This is a genomic window from Variovorax sp. EBFNA2, assembly GCF_033802765.1.
GTDB classification, from domain to species: domain Bacteria; phylum Pseudomonadota; class Gammaproteobacteria; order Burkholderiales; family Burkholderiaceae_C; genus Variovorax; species Variovorax paradoxus_H.
The window spans coordinates 1866440-1882648 of record NZ_CP138496.1; the positions used below are offsets into that span (position 1 = coordinate 1866440).

A 16209-nucleotide genomic window follows, 5' to 3' on the forward strand; every position below is an offset into this window, starting at 1 on the left:
ACGACCCGACGCTCGCCGCGCCTATGCTTGGCGGTCAAGAACAAGTCCCCTGACTCCGGTCACTGCCGCGAGACAACCACCTGACCATGCAATCGACCGGAACCCTGCGCGGCATCGCTGCGATGCTGTTGGCATGCGCCTTCTTCGCCTGCTGTCGGTGCCGCAATGGGTGCCCTTGAAGGCCGAGCACATGGGGTTGCTCGCCGGGCTGGCCATCAGCGGCTTTCTGGGGCAGCTGGCGATTGCCGAGGCTTTCCGCCACGGGAAGGCCGCTGCCATCGCGCCCTTCGAATACAGCGCCCTCGCGTGGGCGTTGGTGCTGGACTGGGTGTTCTGGCGGGCCGCGCCCGATGCATGGACGCTGGGCGGCGGCGCGTTGATCGTGGCGAGCGGACTGTGGCTGGCGCGCAGCGAGGCGCCGAGGTCCGCGCAGAAGAAGCGGCCCGTGGCTGAACGCTGACGTGCGCGGACCGGCGAGGGAGTGCCGCCCGCCGGCCCTTGCCGCATCAGTCGGCGTATTCGCCAGCGTCCTTGATCACCTTCGACCACCGGGCCTTTTCGGCTTCAAGGTATTTCCTGTGGCCGGCAGGGTCGAGCCGGTCGTCACTGACGACGGCGAGGCCGAGCGCCTCTTCCCGCTTGATCAGGTCCGGGTCTTTCAACGCGGTGCGCAGTGCGGCGTTGAGCTTGGCGAGCACCGCGGCAGGCGTGCCGCGCGGCGCGTACACGCCGTGCCAGACCTGGACGTTGAAGTCCTTCAGTCCGGCTTCCGACAAGGTCGGTGTGTCCTTCAGCGCGGCGAGCGGCAGCCGCTGCAAGCTGGTGATGCCGTAGACCTTGACCTTCCTGCCTTCGATCTGCGGCACCGCGTTGGTCGCCTGTTCGCACATCACGTCGACCTGGCCGCCGATGAGGTCGGTCATTGCCGGCGCGGTGCCTTTGTAGGGCACGGGCGTCATGCTCGTCTTCAGCGCGCCCTGGAGCATCAGGCCGCACAGGTGCGACGCGGAACCGAGCCCGGCGTTGGCGAGGTTCACCTTGCCGCCGTTCGACGCGATCCACTGGCGCAGCTCGGCGAAGTTGCCGGCAGCGAGGCTCGGCTTGCCGATCAGCACCGAAGGCGCTTCGTTGATGACACCCAGGGTTTCGAAATCGTCCGGCACCTTGTAGCTGAGCTTGCGGTACAGGGCCGGCGCGGTGGCCATGCCGATGTGATGCACCAGCAGCGTGTAGCCGTCCGGTGCGGCGCGCGCCACTTTGGCCGAGCCCACCGTGCCGCCCGCGCCGGCGGCGTTTTCGATGATGACGGTCTGGCCCAGCGGCTTGCGAAGCGCCTCGGCCAGGTCCCGGGCGATCTTGTCGCTGGGACCGCCGGCGGAAAAGGGCACGACCAGTGTGACGGGTTTGTCCGGAAATTCGGCGCATGCCAGCGAAGCGAATCCGAGCGCGGCGAGGCCGGCGCCGCAGCGCCAAAGGTGGAATCTGTATCGCGTCATGGTCTTGTCTCCTTGGGTTTTTTGCGAACGTCAGGCCGACAGCGCCTGCATCTCGCGGTACAGGTCGGCCTTGCCTTCGAAGCCGATGCCGGGCAGGTCGGGCAGCGTCACATGGCTGTTCTCCACCTTCACGCCATCGGGGAAACCGCCGAACGGCTGGAACAGGTCGGGGTAGGACTCGTTGCCGCCCAGCCCGAGCCCCGCGGCGATGTTCAATGACATCTGGTGGCCGCCATGGGGAATGCAGCGGCTGGCGGACCAGCCGTGCTCCTTGAGCATGTCGAGCGTGCGCAGGTATTCCACGAGGCCGTAGCTCAGCGCGCAATCGAACTGCAGCCAGTCGCGGTCGGGGCGCATGCCGCCGTAGCGGATGAGGTTGCGCGCATCCTGCATCGAGAAAAGATCTTCGCCTGTGGCCATCGGGTTCTTGTAGAAGTTGCGCAGCGCCGCCTGGAGTTCGAAGTCCAGCGGGTCGCCCGGCTCCTCGTACCAGAACAGGTCGTATTGCGACAGTGCCTTGGCGTAGGCGATGGCGGTCTCCAGGTCGAAGCGCCCGTTCGCGTCGACGCACAGTTTCTGACCGTCCTGCAGCACTTCCATGATCGAGTCGATGCGGCGAAGGTCTTCGTCGAGCGAGGCACCGCCGATCTTTTTCTTGACGACCGTGTAGCCGCGGTCGATGTAGCTGCGCATCTCGTCCTGCAGCTTCCGGTGGTCCTGCCCGGGGTAGTAGTAGCCGCCCGCCGCGTAGACAAAAATCTTGCGATTCGGCTTGCCGTCGCCGTAGCGGTCGGCCAGCAGCTGGAAGAGGGGCTTGCCTTCGATCTTGGCCACGGCGTCCCACACCGCCATGTCGATGGTGCCGATCGCCACGGAGCGTTCACCATGGCCGCCGGGCTTCTCGTTGGTGAACATGGTGTTCCAGATCTTGTGCGGATCGAGGTTGTCGCCCGTGTCGTCGACGAGCGACGACGGGGCGGCTTCGAGGATGCGCGGAATGAACCGCTCGCGCATCAGCTTGCCCTGGCCGTAGCGGCCGTTCGAATTGAAGCCGTAGCCGACCACCGGCTTGCCGCCCTGGATCACGTCGGTGATCACCGCGACAAGGCTCAGCGTCATCTTGCTAAAGTCGATGTAGGCGTTGCGGATGGGCGAACTGATGGGAATGGTTTTCTCGCGGATTTCGACGATCTTCATGACTGGCTCCAGGGAACTTCTGATTGAGAGCCGCCATGGTCCGCCGTACCGGATGTTTGGGCCAATGCTCCTTTTCGCTGCTTTCATGCACTGGACGAACCGCACATGAATCTGATCTGGCTTGAAGACTTCATGGCCCTGGCTGCCACGGGGAATTTTTCGCGCGCCGCGCAGGACCGCCACAGTTCCCAGCCCGCATTCAGCCGGCGCATTCGTGCCCTGGAGGAGTGGATCGGCGCCGAGCTTTTCGACCGGCGTTCGCAACCCGCCCAGCTGACCGAGGCCGGCGAATGGTTCACCGGCGTGGCGCAGGAATTGATCGCCCGCGTCGCGCGGGTGCCGGGCGACGCCAGGAAGGTGGCCGAGGCCAGTTCTGTCACCTTGCGCATCGCGTCCACGCACGCGCTCTCGTTCACTTTTTTACCGCGATGGCTGCGAAGCCTCGAATCGAACACGACGCTCGGGCCGGTGCAGCTGATGTCGGACGTGCTTCAGCGTTGCGAAGCACTGATGCTGCAAAGCAAGGTCCAGTTTGTGCTGAGCCACGCGCACAGCAAGGCGCAAGGGGCGCTGGACGCGGAGCCGTACAGGTCGACCCGCATCGGCGAGGATCTGCTGATTCCGGTGTCGGCGCCGGACGGGGAGGGCCACGCGCGTCATCAGCTCGCGCGGCGGGGCGACGCCGCAGTTCCGATGCTCCAGTACTCGGAAGAATCAGGGCTGGGACGCATCATGCGCGCCGTGATCGGCCGAAGGCTGGAGTCGGTTCCCGCGCAGGCCGTCTTCACGGCGCATCTCGCCTCTGTGCTTCGAACGATGGTGCTGGACGGCAGGGGCATCGCGTGGTTGCCGCAGACGCTGGTGGACGACGATATGAACCAGGGACGGCTGGTCGCCGCGGCGGACCACGCGTGGGAAGTGCCGCTGGAAGTAAGGCTCTATCGCGACAACGAGCTTTTGGGGAAGGCCGCGAATGCGTTCTGGAACGCCGCGAGCGGTGGGTGATCGCGTGATGATTGCCCCAGCCTCCGATGCGATGCGAGATCGCAGCTCGACGTCATGACCACAACGCCCCTTTCCATCACCCGGCCCGCCATCCTCTGCGTTGCATTCGCCGCGGCGGCGGGCTTCTTCTGGTGGGCGTTCTACGAGCGTTACTACAAGCACAGGGATTGCATCGAGGCGGCCGCATCGAGTTGCGTGGCGGCTGACGGCGCCAATCTCATCGGGGCCGGCGCCGCGTGGTCGGTGCTCGCGGGCCTGCTGACGTGTGTCTCTGTCTTCTGCCTGGCCGTCGTGCTTCGCCGTCGCCGAGCCCATCGCGGCTGAGGGCCGGCTGACGCCAAGGTTCAGGCCCCGTCGTCCTGCCGAGCCAGGGCCGGTGCGTCGTACCTCAAGGCCACTTCCGGCACGCCATCGGCCGTGGCGCGCGCCCGGGCAAAGCAATCGACATCGGCCGGCAAGGCCACGCCGCTTTGCGCAGAACGCGTCCAGATGTGGCTCGTGAGTTCGACCGCGTTCGGATCGTCGTAGCACCCGCGCGAGATGGCACGGACCTCGGGCCAGCGTTCGAAGGTCAGGCCCATCGTCGTGCCGCACGCGGGGCAGAAATGGACGAAGACTTTCTTGTGGCTGCCGTCCGAGCGATGTTCGTACTGCCGAAGCTCGCCTTCGTTGAACCGCACGGCGTCCATCGGAAAGAGCGACTCGGCGTAGAAGGACGTGCCGGTCATGCGCTGGCAGAACGTGCAATGGCAGGCGAACGTGCGCAGCGGCGGCTGGGTCGTACGGAATCTGACCTTGCCGCAGAGGCAACCTCCTTCAAGTACAGCTGGCATACGGCACCCAAAAGATCGGATTCTGCCCCGATGAATCGGGGCCGATACCGCGGTCACGCGGTCACGCGGTCACGCGCTCAGGCCAGACCGAGTTCCTTGGCTTCGGCTTCGTAGTTCGGATACGACGCCTTCATCGTCGCGCCATTGAGGATCATCTCGGCCACGAGCGTGCGCGACGGCATTTCGTACACCTGGGTGCGTATCCACACGGACTCGGTGCGCGCGCTTTCGCTCAGCGCGACGATCTCGCGCTCCAGTTCGTAGTCCTGGTCGACGAAGAGCGGGCCCTTGACGAGGCGAATCTCCTGTCCGGCGAACAGGCCCACCGCGGGCTTGCGGCCGCTCAGTTGGGCCTTGGCGCTGGTGGAGCCGAGCAGCACGCTGATCATCTCGGTCGGAATGATCGCGCGGCCCCACGGCGAGCGCTGGCCGCCTTCGGCCGTGTACCAGTCGCAGGGCTCGGTGATGGCCTTGAGCTTGTCGGCGAGGGTGAAGGGGTAGTGGTCGCCCATGTGCTGGTCGAAGCCCATGCGGATTTTTTCGACGACGGCGCCGCGCTGGCCCACGCGCAGGTCGCGGTTGATGACCAGGCCCTGGGCTGGGCGCAGCTTCGCGATGCGCTGGGGCAGCTCGTGCGGATGCTGCGATGCATCGCCCACCGACGCGGTGCCGGTCAGCACCGGCGTGCCGTCGGCCTTCTCGGCGCGCAGGCGCACGAAGGTGGCACCGGGCGCGGGCAGGTCGACAAAGGCACGCACCGATTCACCCTCGACCACCATGTTCTGGTAGTGGGCGCTGATGCAGCCGGTCTCGAACCAGGCCTGGCCGAACACGTGGAACAGCAGGGGGTCGAACTGGCTGAAGTGCGTCGGCCCCTCGATCGGCCCGGCGCGCAGGCCCAGCGTTTCGGCCGTGGCGTCGTCGTGGATGGACTTGTGGTCGTCGTAGGTCTGGTCGGCCAGCATCTGGCGCGGCTGGCGCAGCGGGCCGCACAGGCCCAGGGCGGTGGTGGAGAAAGGCGAGGTCATGGGTGGGGGCTCCGTGTGTCCAGCGGCGGGCGTCAATCGAACGGACGATGATGGCAAAGTCCGCCGGGTGCGCCTGTCGCCTAGGGAACGCCTGGCGACAGGAAGCTGCGGCTCTTCTTTCGCTTGTTCGCGCGCCCGCGCACTGTTACAAAGAGCGTTCCATGCGTTCGCCCTCCATCCTTTTCGTTTCGCTGCTCTGGCTTGTCGTGGCCGCGCCGGTCGCACAGGCGGAGGTGGTGCGCTGCACCGATGCCGACGGCCGCATCGTCTACACAGACGGCGCCTGCCCGTCGGGCACCCGGCAGTCGCGGCAGTTGCGGATCGACGAGCCGCCGCCGGCACCGGCGCGCGCGCCCGGCGAAGAGGCCGAGCCTCGCCGACCCGCCTACGCGGCGCCGTCCGCACCGCCGCCGCAGCCTGCGCCCTCGGGCCCGGCGATCATTCCGCGCTACCCGGTGGGCGAGGCGCCTGCGGTCGATCCGGGGCCGACCTACATCTGGGGCGGCGATCCGTACTACGGCGCACCGCGCCCCGGCTATCACCGGCCACCGCGTCCTTCGCGCGATCCCGGTCCACCGCCCGGCCAGCGGCCGTGCAATCTCGCGGGCATCAAGCGCAACAACTGCTGAGCGCGTTCGCCGCTTTCCTTCGCTTCCTTCGTTTCTTTCCTTTTCTTCATGACTGTTGCCGCGCCCGAGCGCCTTCTTCCGTGGGTCGTCCACTGCGACGGCAGCGCCATGCCGAACCCCGGGCGCATGGGTATCGGCGTCGTCATCACGCAGCCTGACGGCACGCGCCACACCTTCTCGCAGGCCACGCACACGACGGGCTGCAACAACGAGGCCGAGCTGCGGGCGCTGACGCTCGCGCTGCGCGAACTGCAGGCGCGCGGCGCCACGGCGGTGCAGGCCTACAGCGACAACAGCACGCTGGTCGAGCAGTTGAGCGGCGATGCCGATGTGCGGCCCATCGTGCGCATGGCGCCGGTGTTCGACGAGGCGCGCGCACTGCTGCAGGGCTTCGACGAGGCGCACGTGCAATGGATTCCGCGCCACCGCAATGCCGAGGCCGACGCGCTCGCGCGGGCCGCGCTGGGCTTCGGGCCGAAGCCACCGCCCAAGGCGTGGAAGAAGCGCCGCTAGAAGCACTCGGGGCGGGCAGGGCGGCAGGTTCTATCATTCGGGTCGATTCAGAAACCCGTTTGCCATGACCGACGAAGCCACCTCCAAGCCCGCATTGCCCGATCACCTGTCGACCGATCCGCGCAGCCCGCACCACATTCCCGCCATTTTCGAGCACCCCATCGGCATCCGCTTCAACGGCAAGGACCGCCTGGACGTCGAGGAATACTGCATCAGCGAAGGCTGGATCAAGGTGCCCGCCGGCCGCACGCTGGACCGCAAGGGCTATCCGCTGCTGATCAAGCTCAAGGGCGCTGTCGAGGTGTACTACCGCGACTGACCCCTGGGGGCACCTTGCCCTCTCTCAACGCCACTGCAGCAGCAGCGACCACGGCTGCCGGCTCATGTGGCGATCGACGCACGCCGCGCCGCCCGTCGTGCAGCCTTCGGGCAGGTAGCTCGGGTCCAGCAGCCGCGTGCCGCGCGCAAAGGCCAGGCGCCGCAACGTGACCGACTGCAGCACGTTGCCGCCGACAGCGTCGAAGCCCGCATCGTCCACGTCCACCACCACATCGCAGTGCATCGGCAATGCGGCGCCGCCCGTGGGGCGACCGGCGAGCAGCTCGCCGATCTTTGCGAAACGGTCGAGCGACGCACCGCGCGCGCCGCGTGCATGGCAGACCAGGTCGCCCGGACGCGGCGACGTGCGCATCAGGTCGCAGGCGCGCAGGGCTTGCGGTGTCGAGCGGCCCGCCGCTTCGTCGATGCCGGCCTGCCATGCGGCACCCGCGTAGTCGACGTGAGCCTCGGAAAAAACGAACTCGTCCGCGCCGAGCCCGGCCTCGCGCGCGACCCAGCTGATGAACGCGGCAGACCAGGGCGTGTCGATCACCGCGACGCGTTGCAGGGCCGTCTCGATCGCGCGCTGGTCCGATGAGTCAAGCCCCTGGTCGGGGCCGACGCCCAGGCCTTGCAGGCGCGCCGCACTCGCCTGGTTCAAGGCCTCGGTCAGCAGCGTGCGGTCGGCTGCGCGCACGGCGCCGAAGCGAACGAGGGACGGCAGCCGCTCGCCCGACGGATCGACCGCGCGCCAGTAGCGCAGCACGCGTTGCCATGCGGGCAGCGCGCCGATGGGGTAGCGCGTGTCTTCCGCCTCCGAATAGCCGGACTCGGTGAGCCGGCCTTCGGCGTCCATGGTCTGGCTGCCGAAGCCGGCGTGCTCCTGCCGGGCCAACGCGGCCATGGCGAGGGCGCGTGGCGGCGGCGGAATGTGAGAGGCCGTGGCAAGGCAGCCGACGGCGGCCGATGCGAAGGTGGGCGCTGCAATCAGCGCCAGGGCCAGCGTGTGCGTGGCGCGATGCATCGTGGGTCTGTGAGCGGTGGGCCGTGGCGACATGTGGCGCGAGCATAGCGGGACCCTGCGGCTGGCAAGCAGAATGCGGGGCGCTCCCTGAAGCGCCGGGCTCTCCGGCGTAGGCGCTGCACCGTGAAGCTCAAGAACATCCTGCTGTCCGTGCTCGGCGTTGTCATCGGCCTCATGATTGCGGGCTATGCCGCGTTCCAGTGGAGCCCGTGGCCGTCGGCGCTGATGATTCGCTACGCCTTCGGCAAGGGATCGGACGCCGCATCGCAGTCGCTGCAAAAGCACGTGCCGCCCGGCATCGCGGCGGTGCCCGACCAGCACTACGACGAGGCCGATCCCGATGCCCGCCTCGACGTGTTCCGCCCGGCTTCGGCGGGCGCGCAGCCGTTGCCCACCATCGTGTGGGTGCACGGCGGTGCCTGGGTCTCGGGCCATCGGCGCGACGTGGCCAACTACGCGCGCGTGCTGGCGGGGCAGGGCTACACCGTGGTGGCTGTCGGTTATTCGATCGCGCCTGGGCAGGGCTACCCGGTGCCGGTGCGGCAGGTGAACTCGGCGCTGGGGTATCTGGTGCGGGAATCAGCAAGGCTCGGCGTGGACCCGACGCGGCTCGTGCTGGCCGGTGACTCGGCGGGCGCGCACATCGTCGCGCAGGTCGCGAATGCCGTGGCCGTGCCCAGTTACGCGAAAGCCGTCGGGCTCACGCCCGTCATCGCGCGCGAGCAACTGCGCGGCTTGCTGCTGCACTGTGGCGCCTACGACGCGGCGCAGGCGAAGCTCGACGGTGCGTTCGGTGGCTTCTTGCGGACCGTGTTCTGGTCGTACAGCGGCAGCAAGGATTTCCAGCAGGCGCCGGCCTTCGAGACCGCGTCGGTGCGCCGCTATGTGACCGGGGCTTTTCCGCCGTCGTTCATCACCGCGGGCAACGGCGATCCGCTCGAAGGGCAGTCTCGGTCGATGGCCGAGACGTTGGTGGCAAAGGGCGTGCAGGTCGACAGCCTGTTCTTCCCCGCCGACCAGACGCCGGCGTTGCCGCACGAGTACCAGTTCAATCTCGACGATGCGCCGGGACGGCTCGCCTTGGAGCGCTCGCTGCAGTTTCTCCGGCGCGTCACCGCGCCGTAACCCAGTCAGTCCTGGGGCTTCTTGGTTGGCAGATCGCCTTCGCGCAGCTTGCGGCCGACCCACATCAGGCCGGTGGCGTAGTCGGCGCTGCCGACCTGGACGCCGCCCACGGTGCGCAGCGCGCCGGTGCCGTCATCGGTGGCCGGGCCTTCGCCCGTGAGGTCGCCGGGAACGAGCAGGCGACCGTCTTTCAGGAAGTCGGCAATGCGCAACTGGCGCATGCCGCGGCCCCAATGCCAGTGCTGCTTGAGGTCGAAGGAGGTCGGCGATGACGCGGGTTTGGATTTCTTCACGGGATGTCGGGGAGAGGCTTGCGAAAGGTAGCGTTGGCGCAAGCAAACGTGCAAGTGAACGCACCATGAAAAAAGCCTGCTACCTTGTGGGTAGCAGGCTTTCCAGCGTTGCCGCGATGTTGGTTGGTGGGCCCTGAGTGACTCGAACACTCGACCTACGGATTAAGAGTCCGCTGCTCTACCAACTGAGCTAAGAGCCCTTGCTTTGAAAACCGTTAGTGTTTTCTGGCAAGACCACGAGTATATACCAATCTTTTTGGCACTTCAAAAACTTTCTGCACATTTGTACGAGAGCGCTAGGATGCGCGACCGTCGGGGCCTGGCCCCACCCCCTATCCGAGGAGTTTTCAATGAGCGATGCAAGCAACACCCCCCATGTCCTGATCACCGGCGCCGCAGGCGCACTGGGCCGGGCCGTGTCCCAGCACTTTCTTGAGCAGGGCGCGCGGCTCGCGCTGGTCGACCACCACGCCGGCCGCCTGGCCGAAGTCTTCCCTGGCCTGGACAACTCGCAGCACCTGCTGCTCGCTGGCGACGTGACCTCGGCGCCCGACATGGCGGCACTCACCGGTCAGGTGCTGCAGGCCTTCGGCCGCGTCGATGCGCTGGTGCACATTGCCGGCGGCTTCGAGATGGGCGAGGCGACGCATGCGCTCACGCGCGAGAGCTGGGACCGGATGATGAACCTCAACGCCTGGTCGTTCGTCGCCGTGACGCAGGCCGTGCTGCCTTCGATGATCGAGCGCCGCGCGGGCCGCATCATCGCGGTGACGGCCAAGGTGGCGGCGCGCGGCCTGCCGGCCATGGCGGCCTACATAGCATCGAAGAGCGCGCTGCAGCGGCTCGTGGAATCGATGGCGGCCGAGGCCGCGCCGCACGGCGTGAACATCAACAGCGTGGCGCCCAGCGTGCTCGACACGCCGGCCAACCGCCAGGCGATGCCCGACGCGAATCCGGCCGAGTGGGTCTCCACGACGGTCGCGGCGCAGACCATCGGCTTCCTGGCATCGCCCGGCGCCGCGGCATTGCACGGCCAGCACCTGACGCTCGACGCCTGACATCTGCTTCCCGTCGACAGCGCACAGCTGCCAACGAAAAAGGCCTTGGCGATTGCCAAGGCCTTTTTGCTGGGTCGGTTGGTGGAGAGGATGAGGATCGAACTCACGACCTCCGCATTGCGAACGCGGCGCTCTCCCAGCTGAGCTACCCCCCCAACACAGCCCGCATTTTATCCAGCCGCGCATTTCCATGCACGCTGCCGTGCCAAGATGCCGGCTGGAAAAACAAGGAGCAAGCACCGCATGGAAGCGCACGATCCCGCCTGGCTGGAAGGCATGTACAACAACCTGGCGCGGGTGAAGGACCACCCCGCGTACTTCGCGCGCTGGGCCCGCGATTCCGCCGCGGCGCGCGACACGCTGCCGTGCCGCATCGACGTGCCCTACGGCACCGGCCCGAACGAAACGCTCGATGTCTTCCCGGCGCCCGTGCCCGATGCGCCGGTGCTGGTCTTCATTCACGGCGGCTACTGGCGCGCCATGGACAAGAAAGACCATTCGTTCATCAGCCCCGCCTTCCACGACCGCGGCATCTGCGTGGTGCAGCCCAACTACGCGTTGTGCCCGGGTCCGGTCGACCAGCCGGTGACGGTGCCGGGCATCCTGCTGCAGATGGTGCGGGCGCTCGAATGGACGTGGCGCCACGTGGCGGCCTATGGCGGCGACCCGTCGCGCATCACCGTCGCCGGACATTCCGCCGGCGGTCACATGGCGGCCGCGTTGCTGGCCTGCGACTGGAAGGCGGTCGCGCCCGATCTGCCCGCGCAGCTGGTGCGCAATGCGTTGTCGGTGTCGGGGCTGTTCGACCTGCGGCCGCTGCAGCACACGCCGTTCCTCGAGCACACGCTGAAGCTCACCGATGCCGACGCGCGGCGCGCGAGCCCGGCGCTGTGGTCTGCGCCAGCGCGCGGCCAACTCTATGCGGCGGTGGGGGGCAACGAGAGCGCCGAGTTCCTGCGCCACAACGCGATGATCCGAGAGGCCTGGGGTCGTCACACCGTGCCGGTGTGCGAGGTGCTGCCGGGGCTCGACCACTTCGGCGTGGTCGATGCGCTGGCCGATCCGGCCCACGCGCTGCACCGCTACGCAGTGCAGTTGCTCGAGGCCTGAAAAGAGAGACGGGCAAAGACGGGCGGAAAGGCCGCCCGTCGCGCTCACATCAGCAGGTGTTCGCCGGCGTTGTCGCCGCCCAGCGTGACGTAGTTGACCTTGCGGATGTCCATCAGCGTGCGGCCGCCCGCGTAGCTGATCGAGCTCTGCACGTCCTGCTCCATCTCGACCAGCGTGTCGGCCAGCTTGCCCTTGATGGGTTCGAGGATGCGCTTGCCTTCGACGTGCTTGTACTCGCCCTTGTTGAAGTCGCTGGCCGAGCCGTAGTACTCCTTGAAGAGCGCGCCGTCGACGTCGACCGTCTTGCCCGGCGACTCTTCGTGGCCCGCGAACAGCGAGCCGATCATGACCATCGACGCGCCGAAGCGGATGCTCTTGGCGATGTCGCCGTGGTCGCGGATGCCGCCGTCGGCAATGATCGGCTTGGTGGCCACGCGCGCGCACCACTTGAGCGCCGACAGCTGCCAGCCGCCCGTGCCGAAGCCGGTCTTGAGCTTGGTGATGCAGACCTTGCCCGGGCCGATGCCGACCTTGGTCGCGTCGGCGCCCCAGTTCTCCAGGTCGATCACGGCTTCGGGCGTGCCCACGTTGCCGGCGATCACGAACGACTTGGGCAGCTTGGCCTTGAGGTAGCCGATCATGTTCTTCACGCTGTCGGCATGGCCGTGCGCGATGTCGATCGTGATGTATTCGGGCACGAGGCCTTGGGCGACCATCTGGTCGACCGTGTCGTAGTCGGGCTTCTTCACGCCCAGCGAGATCGAGGCGAACACGCCCTTGCCCTGCATGTCCTTCACGAACTGGATGTTGTCCAGGTCGAAGCGGTGCATCACGTAGAAATAGCCGTTCTGCGCGAGCCACAGGCAGATCGACTCGTCGACCACCGTTTTCATGTTGGCAGGCACCACCGGCAGGCGGAAGGTGCGCTCGCCCAGCGTGACGCTGGCGTCGCATTCCGAGCGGCTCTCCACGCGGCATTTGCGCGGCAGCAGAAGGATGTTGTCGTAATCGAAGATTTGCATGACCAGGCTCCAGAAAGGAATCGTTGAGTGGAACGAATGAGCGCTTGGTCCGGCCGGTTCTCGTGGTCGCGTCATGAAAATGACGGCCAAAAAAAACCGGACGCAAGAAACTTGGGCCCGGTGATTGATTTTACGGCCATGGTCGCGATGCGCAAGTCGCCGGGTCGTATTGACCCTATGGGTTGCTGCGTATACCCGGCGACCGCGGTGCGGTTCTTCGTCAGAACCGGTAGCCGACGCCCACGCCGAACAGCCACGGGTCGACCTTCACGGTCGACAACTGCACGCCGTTCATGTTCACGGCGCTGCGGATCCGCAGCTTCTTCACGTCGAGGTTGAGGTAGGTGTTCTTCGCCACCTCGATGTCGACGCCCGCGCCCATCGCGAAGCCGAAGCTCTCGTTCTGCAGCTGCAGGCTGCCTACCGTCGGCACCTGCAGGTTGACGCTGCTCAGCCGCGTGTAGTTCAGGCCCGCGCCGATGTAGGGGCGGATCTTCGCGGTGGGCATGAAGTGGTACTGCAGCATCAGCGAGGGCGGCAGGTGCTTGAAGGTGCCGATGTCCACGGGCCCGCCCAGCGCGCTCTGCTGCACCGTGACCGTCTGTTTCTGCGGCACCGTCAGCACCAGTTCGGCGGCGATGTTCGGCGTGAAGAAGTAGGTGACGTCGAGCTCGGGAATGGTCTTGCTGTTGATGGTGATGGCGTCGGCCGGAATCGACAGGTCGGCCACCGGGGCCGAGTGGTTCGCCGGCTTCAGGTACACGGCGCGGGCGCGCACCAGCCAGTTGCCTTGCGTTTCCTGTGCCGCGGCCGGCAGGGCCGTCGTGGCGGCGAGCAGGGCGGCGATGCAGACGGGGGCGAGTTTCTTTTGCATGTGTTCTGTTTTCCAGTGACGGCCGGCGCGCAGGGCCGGCAACTGGAAGGCAGTCTCCCGCCGGGCCAGGCCGCGCCGCTTGATCTGCCGCAAGCGCGGCAGGCCCGCGCACGCCGGCAGGCGCTGCCTTGATCCAGGTCATGCCCGCAAGGTCACCCGGGCCCGGCGGTGCCCGCGACGGGGCAGCTTTCTACAATGGGCCCCATGCTCCCTCACGACCTGTTTTCCGGCGCGTCCGCAGCCGATGCGGGCGGCCCTGCCTCGCCGTTGCTGAACAACCTCAACGCCGAGCAGCTTGCTGCCGTCACGCTGCCCGCGGGCAACGCGCTCATCCTCGCCGGTGCCGGCTCCGGCAAGACGCGGGTGCTCACCACCCGCATCGCGTGGCTGTTGCAGACGGGGCAGGTGTCCGCCGGCGGCATCCTGGCCGTCACCTTCACCAACAAGGCCGCCAAGGAAATGATGACGCGGCTGACCTCGATGCTGCCCGTCAACGTGCGCGGCATGTGGATCGGCACCTTCCACGGCTTGTGCAACCGCCTGCTGCGCGCGCACTGGAAGCTGGCCAACCTGCCCTCGACCTTCCAGATCCTCGACACGCAAGACCAGCTCTCGGCCATCAAGCGCCTGATGAAGCAGTTCAACGTCGACGACGAGCGCTTTCCGGCCAAGCAGACGCAGTGGTTCATCGCCGGCGCCAAGGAAGACGGCCTGCGCCCCGGTGACATGCAAGCGCGCAGCGACGACGACCGCAAGAAGGTCGAGCTCTACCAGCTGTACGAAGAGCAGTGCCAGCGCGAAGGCGTGGTCGACTTCGGCGAGCTGATGCTGCGCAGCTACGAGCTGCTGCGCGACAACGACCCGGTGCGCGAGCACTACCAGCGGCGCTTTCGCCACATCATGGTCGACGAGTTCCAGGACACCAACCGCCTGCAGTACGCATGGCTGAAGATGCTCTCGGGCCACACGGCGGCCGGCGGCCACTTCACGCCGGGCGAGCACAACAGCGTGATCGCCGTGGGCGACGACGACCAGAGCATCTACGCCTTCCGCGGTGCGCGGGTGGGCAACATGACCGACTTCGTGCGCGAGTTCAATGTGCGCCACCAGATCATCCTGGAGCAGAACTACCGCAGCTACAGCAACATCCTCGATTCGGCCAACGAGCTCATCAGCCACAACAAGAAGCGCCTGGGCAAGAACCTGCGCACCGAGCAGGGCCCGGGCGAACCGGTGCGGGTGTACGAATCGCCCACCGACCTCGCCGAGGCGCAGTGGATGGTCGAAGAGATGCGCCAGCTGGCGCGCGACGGCTTCGACCGCAAGGAAATGGCCGTGCTCTATCGCAGCAACGCGCAGAGCCGGGTGATTGAAACGGCGCTGTTCAACGCCTCGGTGCCATACCGCGTGTACGGCGGGCTGCGCTTCTTCGAGCGCGCCGAAATCAAGCACGCGCTGGCCTACCTGCGCCTGCTCGAGAACAAGGACGACGACACCAGCTTCCTGCGCGTCGTCAACTTTCCGCCGCGCGGCATCGGCGCGCGCACGCTCGAAAGCCTGCAGGACGCGTCACGCGCCGCCGGGCGCTCGCTGCACGACGCGGTGAGCGCCGTCGGCGGCAAGGCCGGCTCGAACCTCACGGCCTTCGTCGCCAAGATCGACGTGCTGCGGGAGCAGACGCAAGGCGTGAGCCTGCGCGAGATCATCGAGCTGGTGCTCGACCACAGCGGCCTTGTCGAACACTACAAGGCCGACCGCGAAGGCGCTGACCGCCTCGAAAACTTGGACGAACTCGTGAACGCGGCCGAAAGCTTCGTCACGCAGGAAGGTTTCGGCCGCGATGCCGTGGCGCTGCCGGTCGACGAGTTGCGCCAGTCGCTCGCGAGCCAGGGCATCGACCTGACTCGCCCCGTGCTCGACGAGCCGCTGGCGCCCGATGCGGAAACGGGCGAAACGCTGAGCCCGCTCGCGGCCTTCCTGACACATGCGGCGCTCGAGTCGGGCGACAACCAGGCGCAGGCCGGCCAGGACGCGGTGCAGCTCATGACCGTGCACGCTGCCAAGGGCCTGGAGTTCGACTGCGTGTTCATCACCGGCATGGAAGAGGGCCTGTTCCCGCACGAGAACTCGATGAGCGATTTCGAGAGCCTCGAGGAAGAGCGCCGCCTCATGTACGTTGCGATCACGCGGGCGCGCAAGCGCCTGTACCTGAGCCACTCGCAGACGCGCATGCTGCACGGCCAGACCCGCTACAACGTCAAGAGCCGCTTCTTCGACGAACTGCCCGAAAGCGCGCTCAAGTGGCTCACGCCGAAGAACCAGGGCTTTGCGCCCTCGGCCTTCGGCTATGGCGGCGGCTACGGCAGCACGCGCGGCGGTGCCGGTGGCTACGGTGGCGGTGGGGGCGGCGGCAACCGCTACGGTGGTGGCAGCAGCGCCGGCAAGGACACCTTCGCCAGCCCGCCCGTGCCGCCGCAGAAGACCGCGCCGTCGCACGGTTTGCGTTCAGGCATGCAGGTGTTCCACAACAAGTTCGGCGAGGGCACGGTGACCGCGCTCGAAGGCACGGGCGACGACGCACGGGCGCAGGTGAAGTTCGCGCGCCACGGCGTGAAGTGGCTGGCGCTGTCGGTGGCGAAACTCACGCCGGTTTGAATTTGCTACGAAAGTTGTAGCTAACTGCA

18 protein-coding genes and 2 tRNA genes are annotated in these 16209 nt (G+C 67.1%); 10 read left to right on the forward strand and 10 right to left on the reverse strand.

All coding sequences use genetic code 11. The features are described from left to right. Positions 1-133: 133 nt before the first annotated feature. Positions 134-460 (forward strand): DMT family transporter, encoded by a 327-nt coding sequence (locus tag RZE79_RS08570; protein WP_319359931.1) that lies wholly within the window; start codon positions 134-136, stop codon positions 458-460. 46 nt (positions 461-506) lie between these two features. Here RZE79_RS08570 and RZE79_RS08575 read toward each other — a convergent pair whose 3' ends face one another. Both RZE79_RS08575 and RZE79_RS08580 read right to left on the reverse strand, forming a co-directional pair. Further along, positions 507-1496 carry a tripartite tricarboxylate transporter substrate-binding protein gene (locus RZE79_RS08575; RefSeq protein ID WP_153285440.1) on the reverse strand — a complete coding sequence of 330 codons (990 nt, stop codon included), beginning with the start codon at positions 1494-1496 and terminating at the stop codon, positions 507-509. Positions 1497-1526: 30 nt separating this feature from the next. Further along, positions 1527-2693: a mandelate racemase/muconate lactonizing enzyme family protein gene (locus tag RZE79_RS08580; protein ID WP_153285439.1), complete on the reverse strand. Its 1167-nt coding sequence runs from the start codon at positions 2691-2693 to the stop codon at positions 1527-1529. Between the two features lie 105 nt (positions 2694-2798). On the opposite strand from RZE79_RS08580, the gene RZE79_RS08585 reads away from it, so the two are divergent. Then, positions 2799-3698, forward strand: a complete 900-nt coding sequence (locus tag RZE79_RS08585; protein ID WP_319359943.1) for a LysR family transcriptional regulator — start codon at positions 2799-2801, stop codon at positions 3696-3698. Between the two features lie 54 nt (positions 3699-3752). Continuing rightward, positions 3753-4022 carry a hypothetical protein gene (locus RZE79_RS08590; RefSeq protein WP_319359944.1) on the forward strand — a complete coding sequence of 90 codons (270 nt, stop codon included), beginning with the start codon at positions 3753-3755 and terminating at the stop codon, positions 4020-4022. Between the two features lie 20 nt (positions 4023-4042). Here the strand turns inward: RZE79_RS08590 and RZE79_RS08595 are convergent, their stop codons facing one another. Together RZE79_RS08595 and RZE79_RS08600 are read right to left on the reverse strand one after the other, a co-directional pair. Continuing rightward, complete coding sequence (locus tag RZE79_RS08595) at positions 4043-4426, reverse strand: GFA family protein (protein ID WP_319359946.1); 384 nt, start codon at positions 4424-4426, stop codon at positions 4043-4045. Between the two features lie 182 nt (positions 4427-4608). Continuing rightward, entirely contained in the window at positions 4609-5559 is a 951-nt protein-coding gene (locus tag RZE79_RS08600; protein WP_319359949.1) for a hypothetical protein, read from the reverse strand. Positions 5560-5720: 161 nt separating this feature from the next. Here RZE79_RS08600 and RZE79_RS08605 point away from each other — a divergent pair, with 161 nt between their 5' ends. From RZE79_RS08605 to RZE79_RS08615, 3 genes are all read left to right on the forward strand, one after another. Further along, positions 5721-6188, forward strand: coding sequence for a DUF4124 domain-containing protein (locus tag RZE79_RS08605; RefSeq protein WP_319359951.1), 468 nt, complete (start codon positions 5721-5723; stop codon positions 6186-6188). Between the two features lie 48 nt (positions 6189-6236). Continuing rightward, positions 6237-6701 (forward strand): ribonuclease HI family protein, encoded by a 465-nt coding sequence (locus RZE79_RS08610; RefSeq protein ID WP_319359953.1) that lies wholly within the window; start codon positions 6237-6239, stop codon positions 6699-6701. A gap of 64 nt (positions 6702-6765) precedes the next feature. Further along, a complete protein-coding gene (locus RZE79_RS08615; RefSeq protein ID WP_153285433.1) occupies positions 6766-7020 on the forward strand; it encodes a DUF3297 family protein in 255 nt (84 codons plus the stop codon). A gap of 24 nt (positions 7021-7044) precedes the next feature. On the opposite strand, the gene RZE79_RS08620 is transcribed toward RZE79_RS08615, so the two are convergent. Beyond that, positions 7045-8043, reverse strand: coding sequence for a DUF2272 domain-containing protein (locus tag RZE79_RS08620; RefSeq protein WP_319359955.1), 999 nt, complete (start codon positions 8041-8043; stop codon positions 7045-7047). Positions 8044-8166: 123 nt separating this feature from the next. Between RZE79_RS08620 and RZE79_RS08625 the strand changes: the two genes are divergently transcribed. Beyond that, positions 8167-9168 (forward strand): alpha/beta hydrolase, encoded by a 1002-nt coding sequence (locus RZE79_RS08625; protein ID WP_319359957.1) that lies wholly within the window; start codon positions 8167-8169, stop codon positions 9166-9168. Between the two features lie 5 nt (positions 9169-9173). Here the strand turns inward: RZE79_RS08625 and RZE79_RS08630 are convergent, their stop codons facing one another. Both RZE79_RS08630 and RZE79_RS08635 read right to left on the reverse strand, forming a co-directional pair. After that, positions 9174-9461 carry a hypothetical protein gene (locus RZE79_RS08630; protein WP_153285431.1) on the reverse strand — a complete coding sequence of 96 codons (288 nt, stop codon included), beginning with the start codon at positions 9459-9461 and terminating at the stop codon, positions 9174-9176. 124 nt (positions 9462-9585) lie between these two features. Then, positions 9586-9661 (reverse strand) — tRNA-Lys (locus RZE79_RS08635). Positions 9662-9811: 150 nt separating this feature from the next. Here RZE79_RS08635 and RZE79_RS08640 point away from each other — a divergent pair. Next, positions 9812-10519, forward strand: coding sequence for an SDR family oxidoreductase (locus tag RZE79_RS08640; RefSeq protein WP_319359960.1), 708 nt, complete (start codon positions 9812-9814; stop codon positions 10517-10519). A gap of 79 nt (positions 10520-10598) precedes the next feature. Here the strand turns inward: RZE79_RS08640 and RZE79_RS08645 are convergent. After that, positions 10599-10674: transfer RNA gene (locus RZE79_RS08645), tRNA-Ala, on the reverse strand. Positions 10675-10762: 88 nt separating this feature from the next. On the opposite strand from RZE79_RS08645, the gene RZE79_RS08650 reads away from it, so the two are divergent. Then, positions 10763-11629 (forward strand): alpha/beta hydrolase, encoded by an 867-nt coding sequence (locus tag RZE79_RS08650; protein ID WP_319359961.1) that lies wholly within the window; start codon positions 10763-10765, stop codon positions 11627-11629. A 44-nt stretch (positions 11630-11673) separates the two neighbouring features. Here the strand turns inward: RZE79_RS08650 and RZE79_RS08655 are convergent, their stop codons facing one another. Together RZE79_RS08655 and RZE79_RS08660 are read right to left on the reverse strand one after the other, a co-directional pair. Continuing rightward, positions 11674-12651, reverse strand: a complete 978-nt coding sequence (locus RZE79_RS08655) for a GMP reductase (RefSeq protein WP_101492602.1) — start codon at positions 12649-12651, stop codon at positions 11674-11676. 220 nt (positions 12652-12871) lie between these two features. Then, a complete protein-coding gene (locus RZE79_RS08660; protein WP_319359964.1) occupies positions 12872-13525 on the reverse strand; it encodes an OmpW family outer membrane protein in 654 nt (217 codons plus the stop codon). A gap of 204 nt (positions 13526-13729) precedes the next feature. Here RZE79_RS08660 and RZE79_RS08665 point away from each other — a divergent pair, with 204 nt between their 5' ends. After that, the gene (locus RZE79_RS08665; protein ID WP_319359965.1) at positions 13730-16180 is read left to right on the forward strand and encodes a UvrD-helicase domain-containing protein; all 2451 of its coding nucleotides are present in this window, start codon (positions 13730-13732) and stop codon (positions 16178-16180) included. The last annotated feature ends 29 nt before the right edge of the window (positions 16181-16209 follow it).

What these genes read in the sequence shown, in the direction of transcription:
- RZE79_RS08570 (WP_319359931.1), top strand. Translation starts at nt 134, where the DNA reads ATGCGCCTTCTTCGCCTGCTGTCGGTGCCGCAATGGGTGCCCTTGAAG.
- RZE79_RS08575 (WP_153285440.1), bottom strand. Translation starts at nt 1,496, where the DNA reads ATGACGCGATACAGATTCCACCTTTGGCGCTGCGGCGCCGGCCTCGCC.
- RZE79_RS08580 (WP_153285439.1), bottom strand. Translation starts at nt 2,693, where the DNA reads ATGAAGATCGTCGAAATCCGCGAGAAAACCATTCCCATCAGTTCGCCC.
- RZE79_RS08585 (WP_319359943.1), top strand. Translation starts at nt 2,799, where the DNA reads ATGAATCTGATCTGGCTTGAAGACTTCATGGCCCTGGCTGCCACGGGG.
- RZE79_RS08590 (WP_319359944.1), top strand. Translation starts at nt 3,753, where the DNA reads ATGACCACAACGCCCCTTTCCATCACCCGGCCCGCCATCCTCTGCGTT.
- RZE79_RS08595 (WP_319359946.1), bottom strand. Translation starts at nt 4,426, where the DNA reads ATGACCGGCACGTCCTTCTACGCCGAGTCGCTCTTTCCGATGGACGCC.
- RZE79_RS08600 (WP_319359949.1), bottom strand. Translation starts at nt 5,559, where the DNA reads ATGACCTCGCCTTTCTCCACCACCGCCCTGGGCCTGTGCGGCCCGCTG.
- RZE79_RS08605 (WP_319359951.1), top strand. Translation starts at nt 5,721, where the DNA reads ATGCGTTCGCCCTCCATCCTTTTCGTTTCGCTGCTCTGGCTTGTCGTG.
- RZE79_RS08610 (WP_319359953.1), top strand. Translation starts at nt 6,237, where the DNA reads ATGACTGTTGCCGCGCCCGAGCGCCTTCTTCCGTGGGTCGTCCACTGC.
- RZE79_RS08615 (WP_153285433.1), top strand. Translation starts at nt 6,766, where the DNA reads ATGACCGACGAAGCCACCTCCAAGCCCGCATTGCCCGATCACCTGTCG.
- RZE79_RS08620 (WP_319359955.1), bottom strand. Translation starts at nt 8,043, where the DNA reads ATGCATCGCGCCACGCACACGCTGGCCCTGGCGCTGATTGCAGCGCCC.
- RZE79_RS08640 (WP_319359960.1), top strand. Translation starts at nt 9,812, where the DNA reads ATGAGCGATGCAAGCAACACCCCCCATGTCCTGATCACCGGCGCCGCA.
- RZE79_RS08650 (WP_319359961.1), top strand. Translation starts at nt 10,763, where the DNA reads ATGGAAGCGCACGATCCCGCCTGGCTGGAAGGCATGTACAACAACCTG.
- RZE79_RS08655 (WP_101492602.1), bottom strand. Translation starts at nt 12,651, where the DNA reads ATGCAAATCTTCGATTACGACAACATCCTTCTGCTGCCGCGCAAATGC.
- RZE79_RS08660 (WP_319359964.1), bottom strand. Translation starts at nt 13,525, where the DNA reads ATGCAAAAGAAACTCGCCCCCGTCTGCATCGCCGCCCTGCTCGCCGCC.
- RZE79_RS08665 (WP_319359965.1), top strand. Translation starts at nt 13,730, where the DNA reads ATGCTCCCTCACGACCTGTTTTCCGGCGCGTCCGCAGCCGATGCGGGC.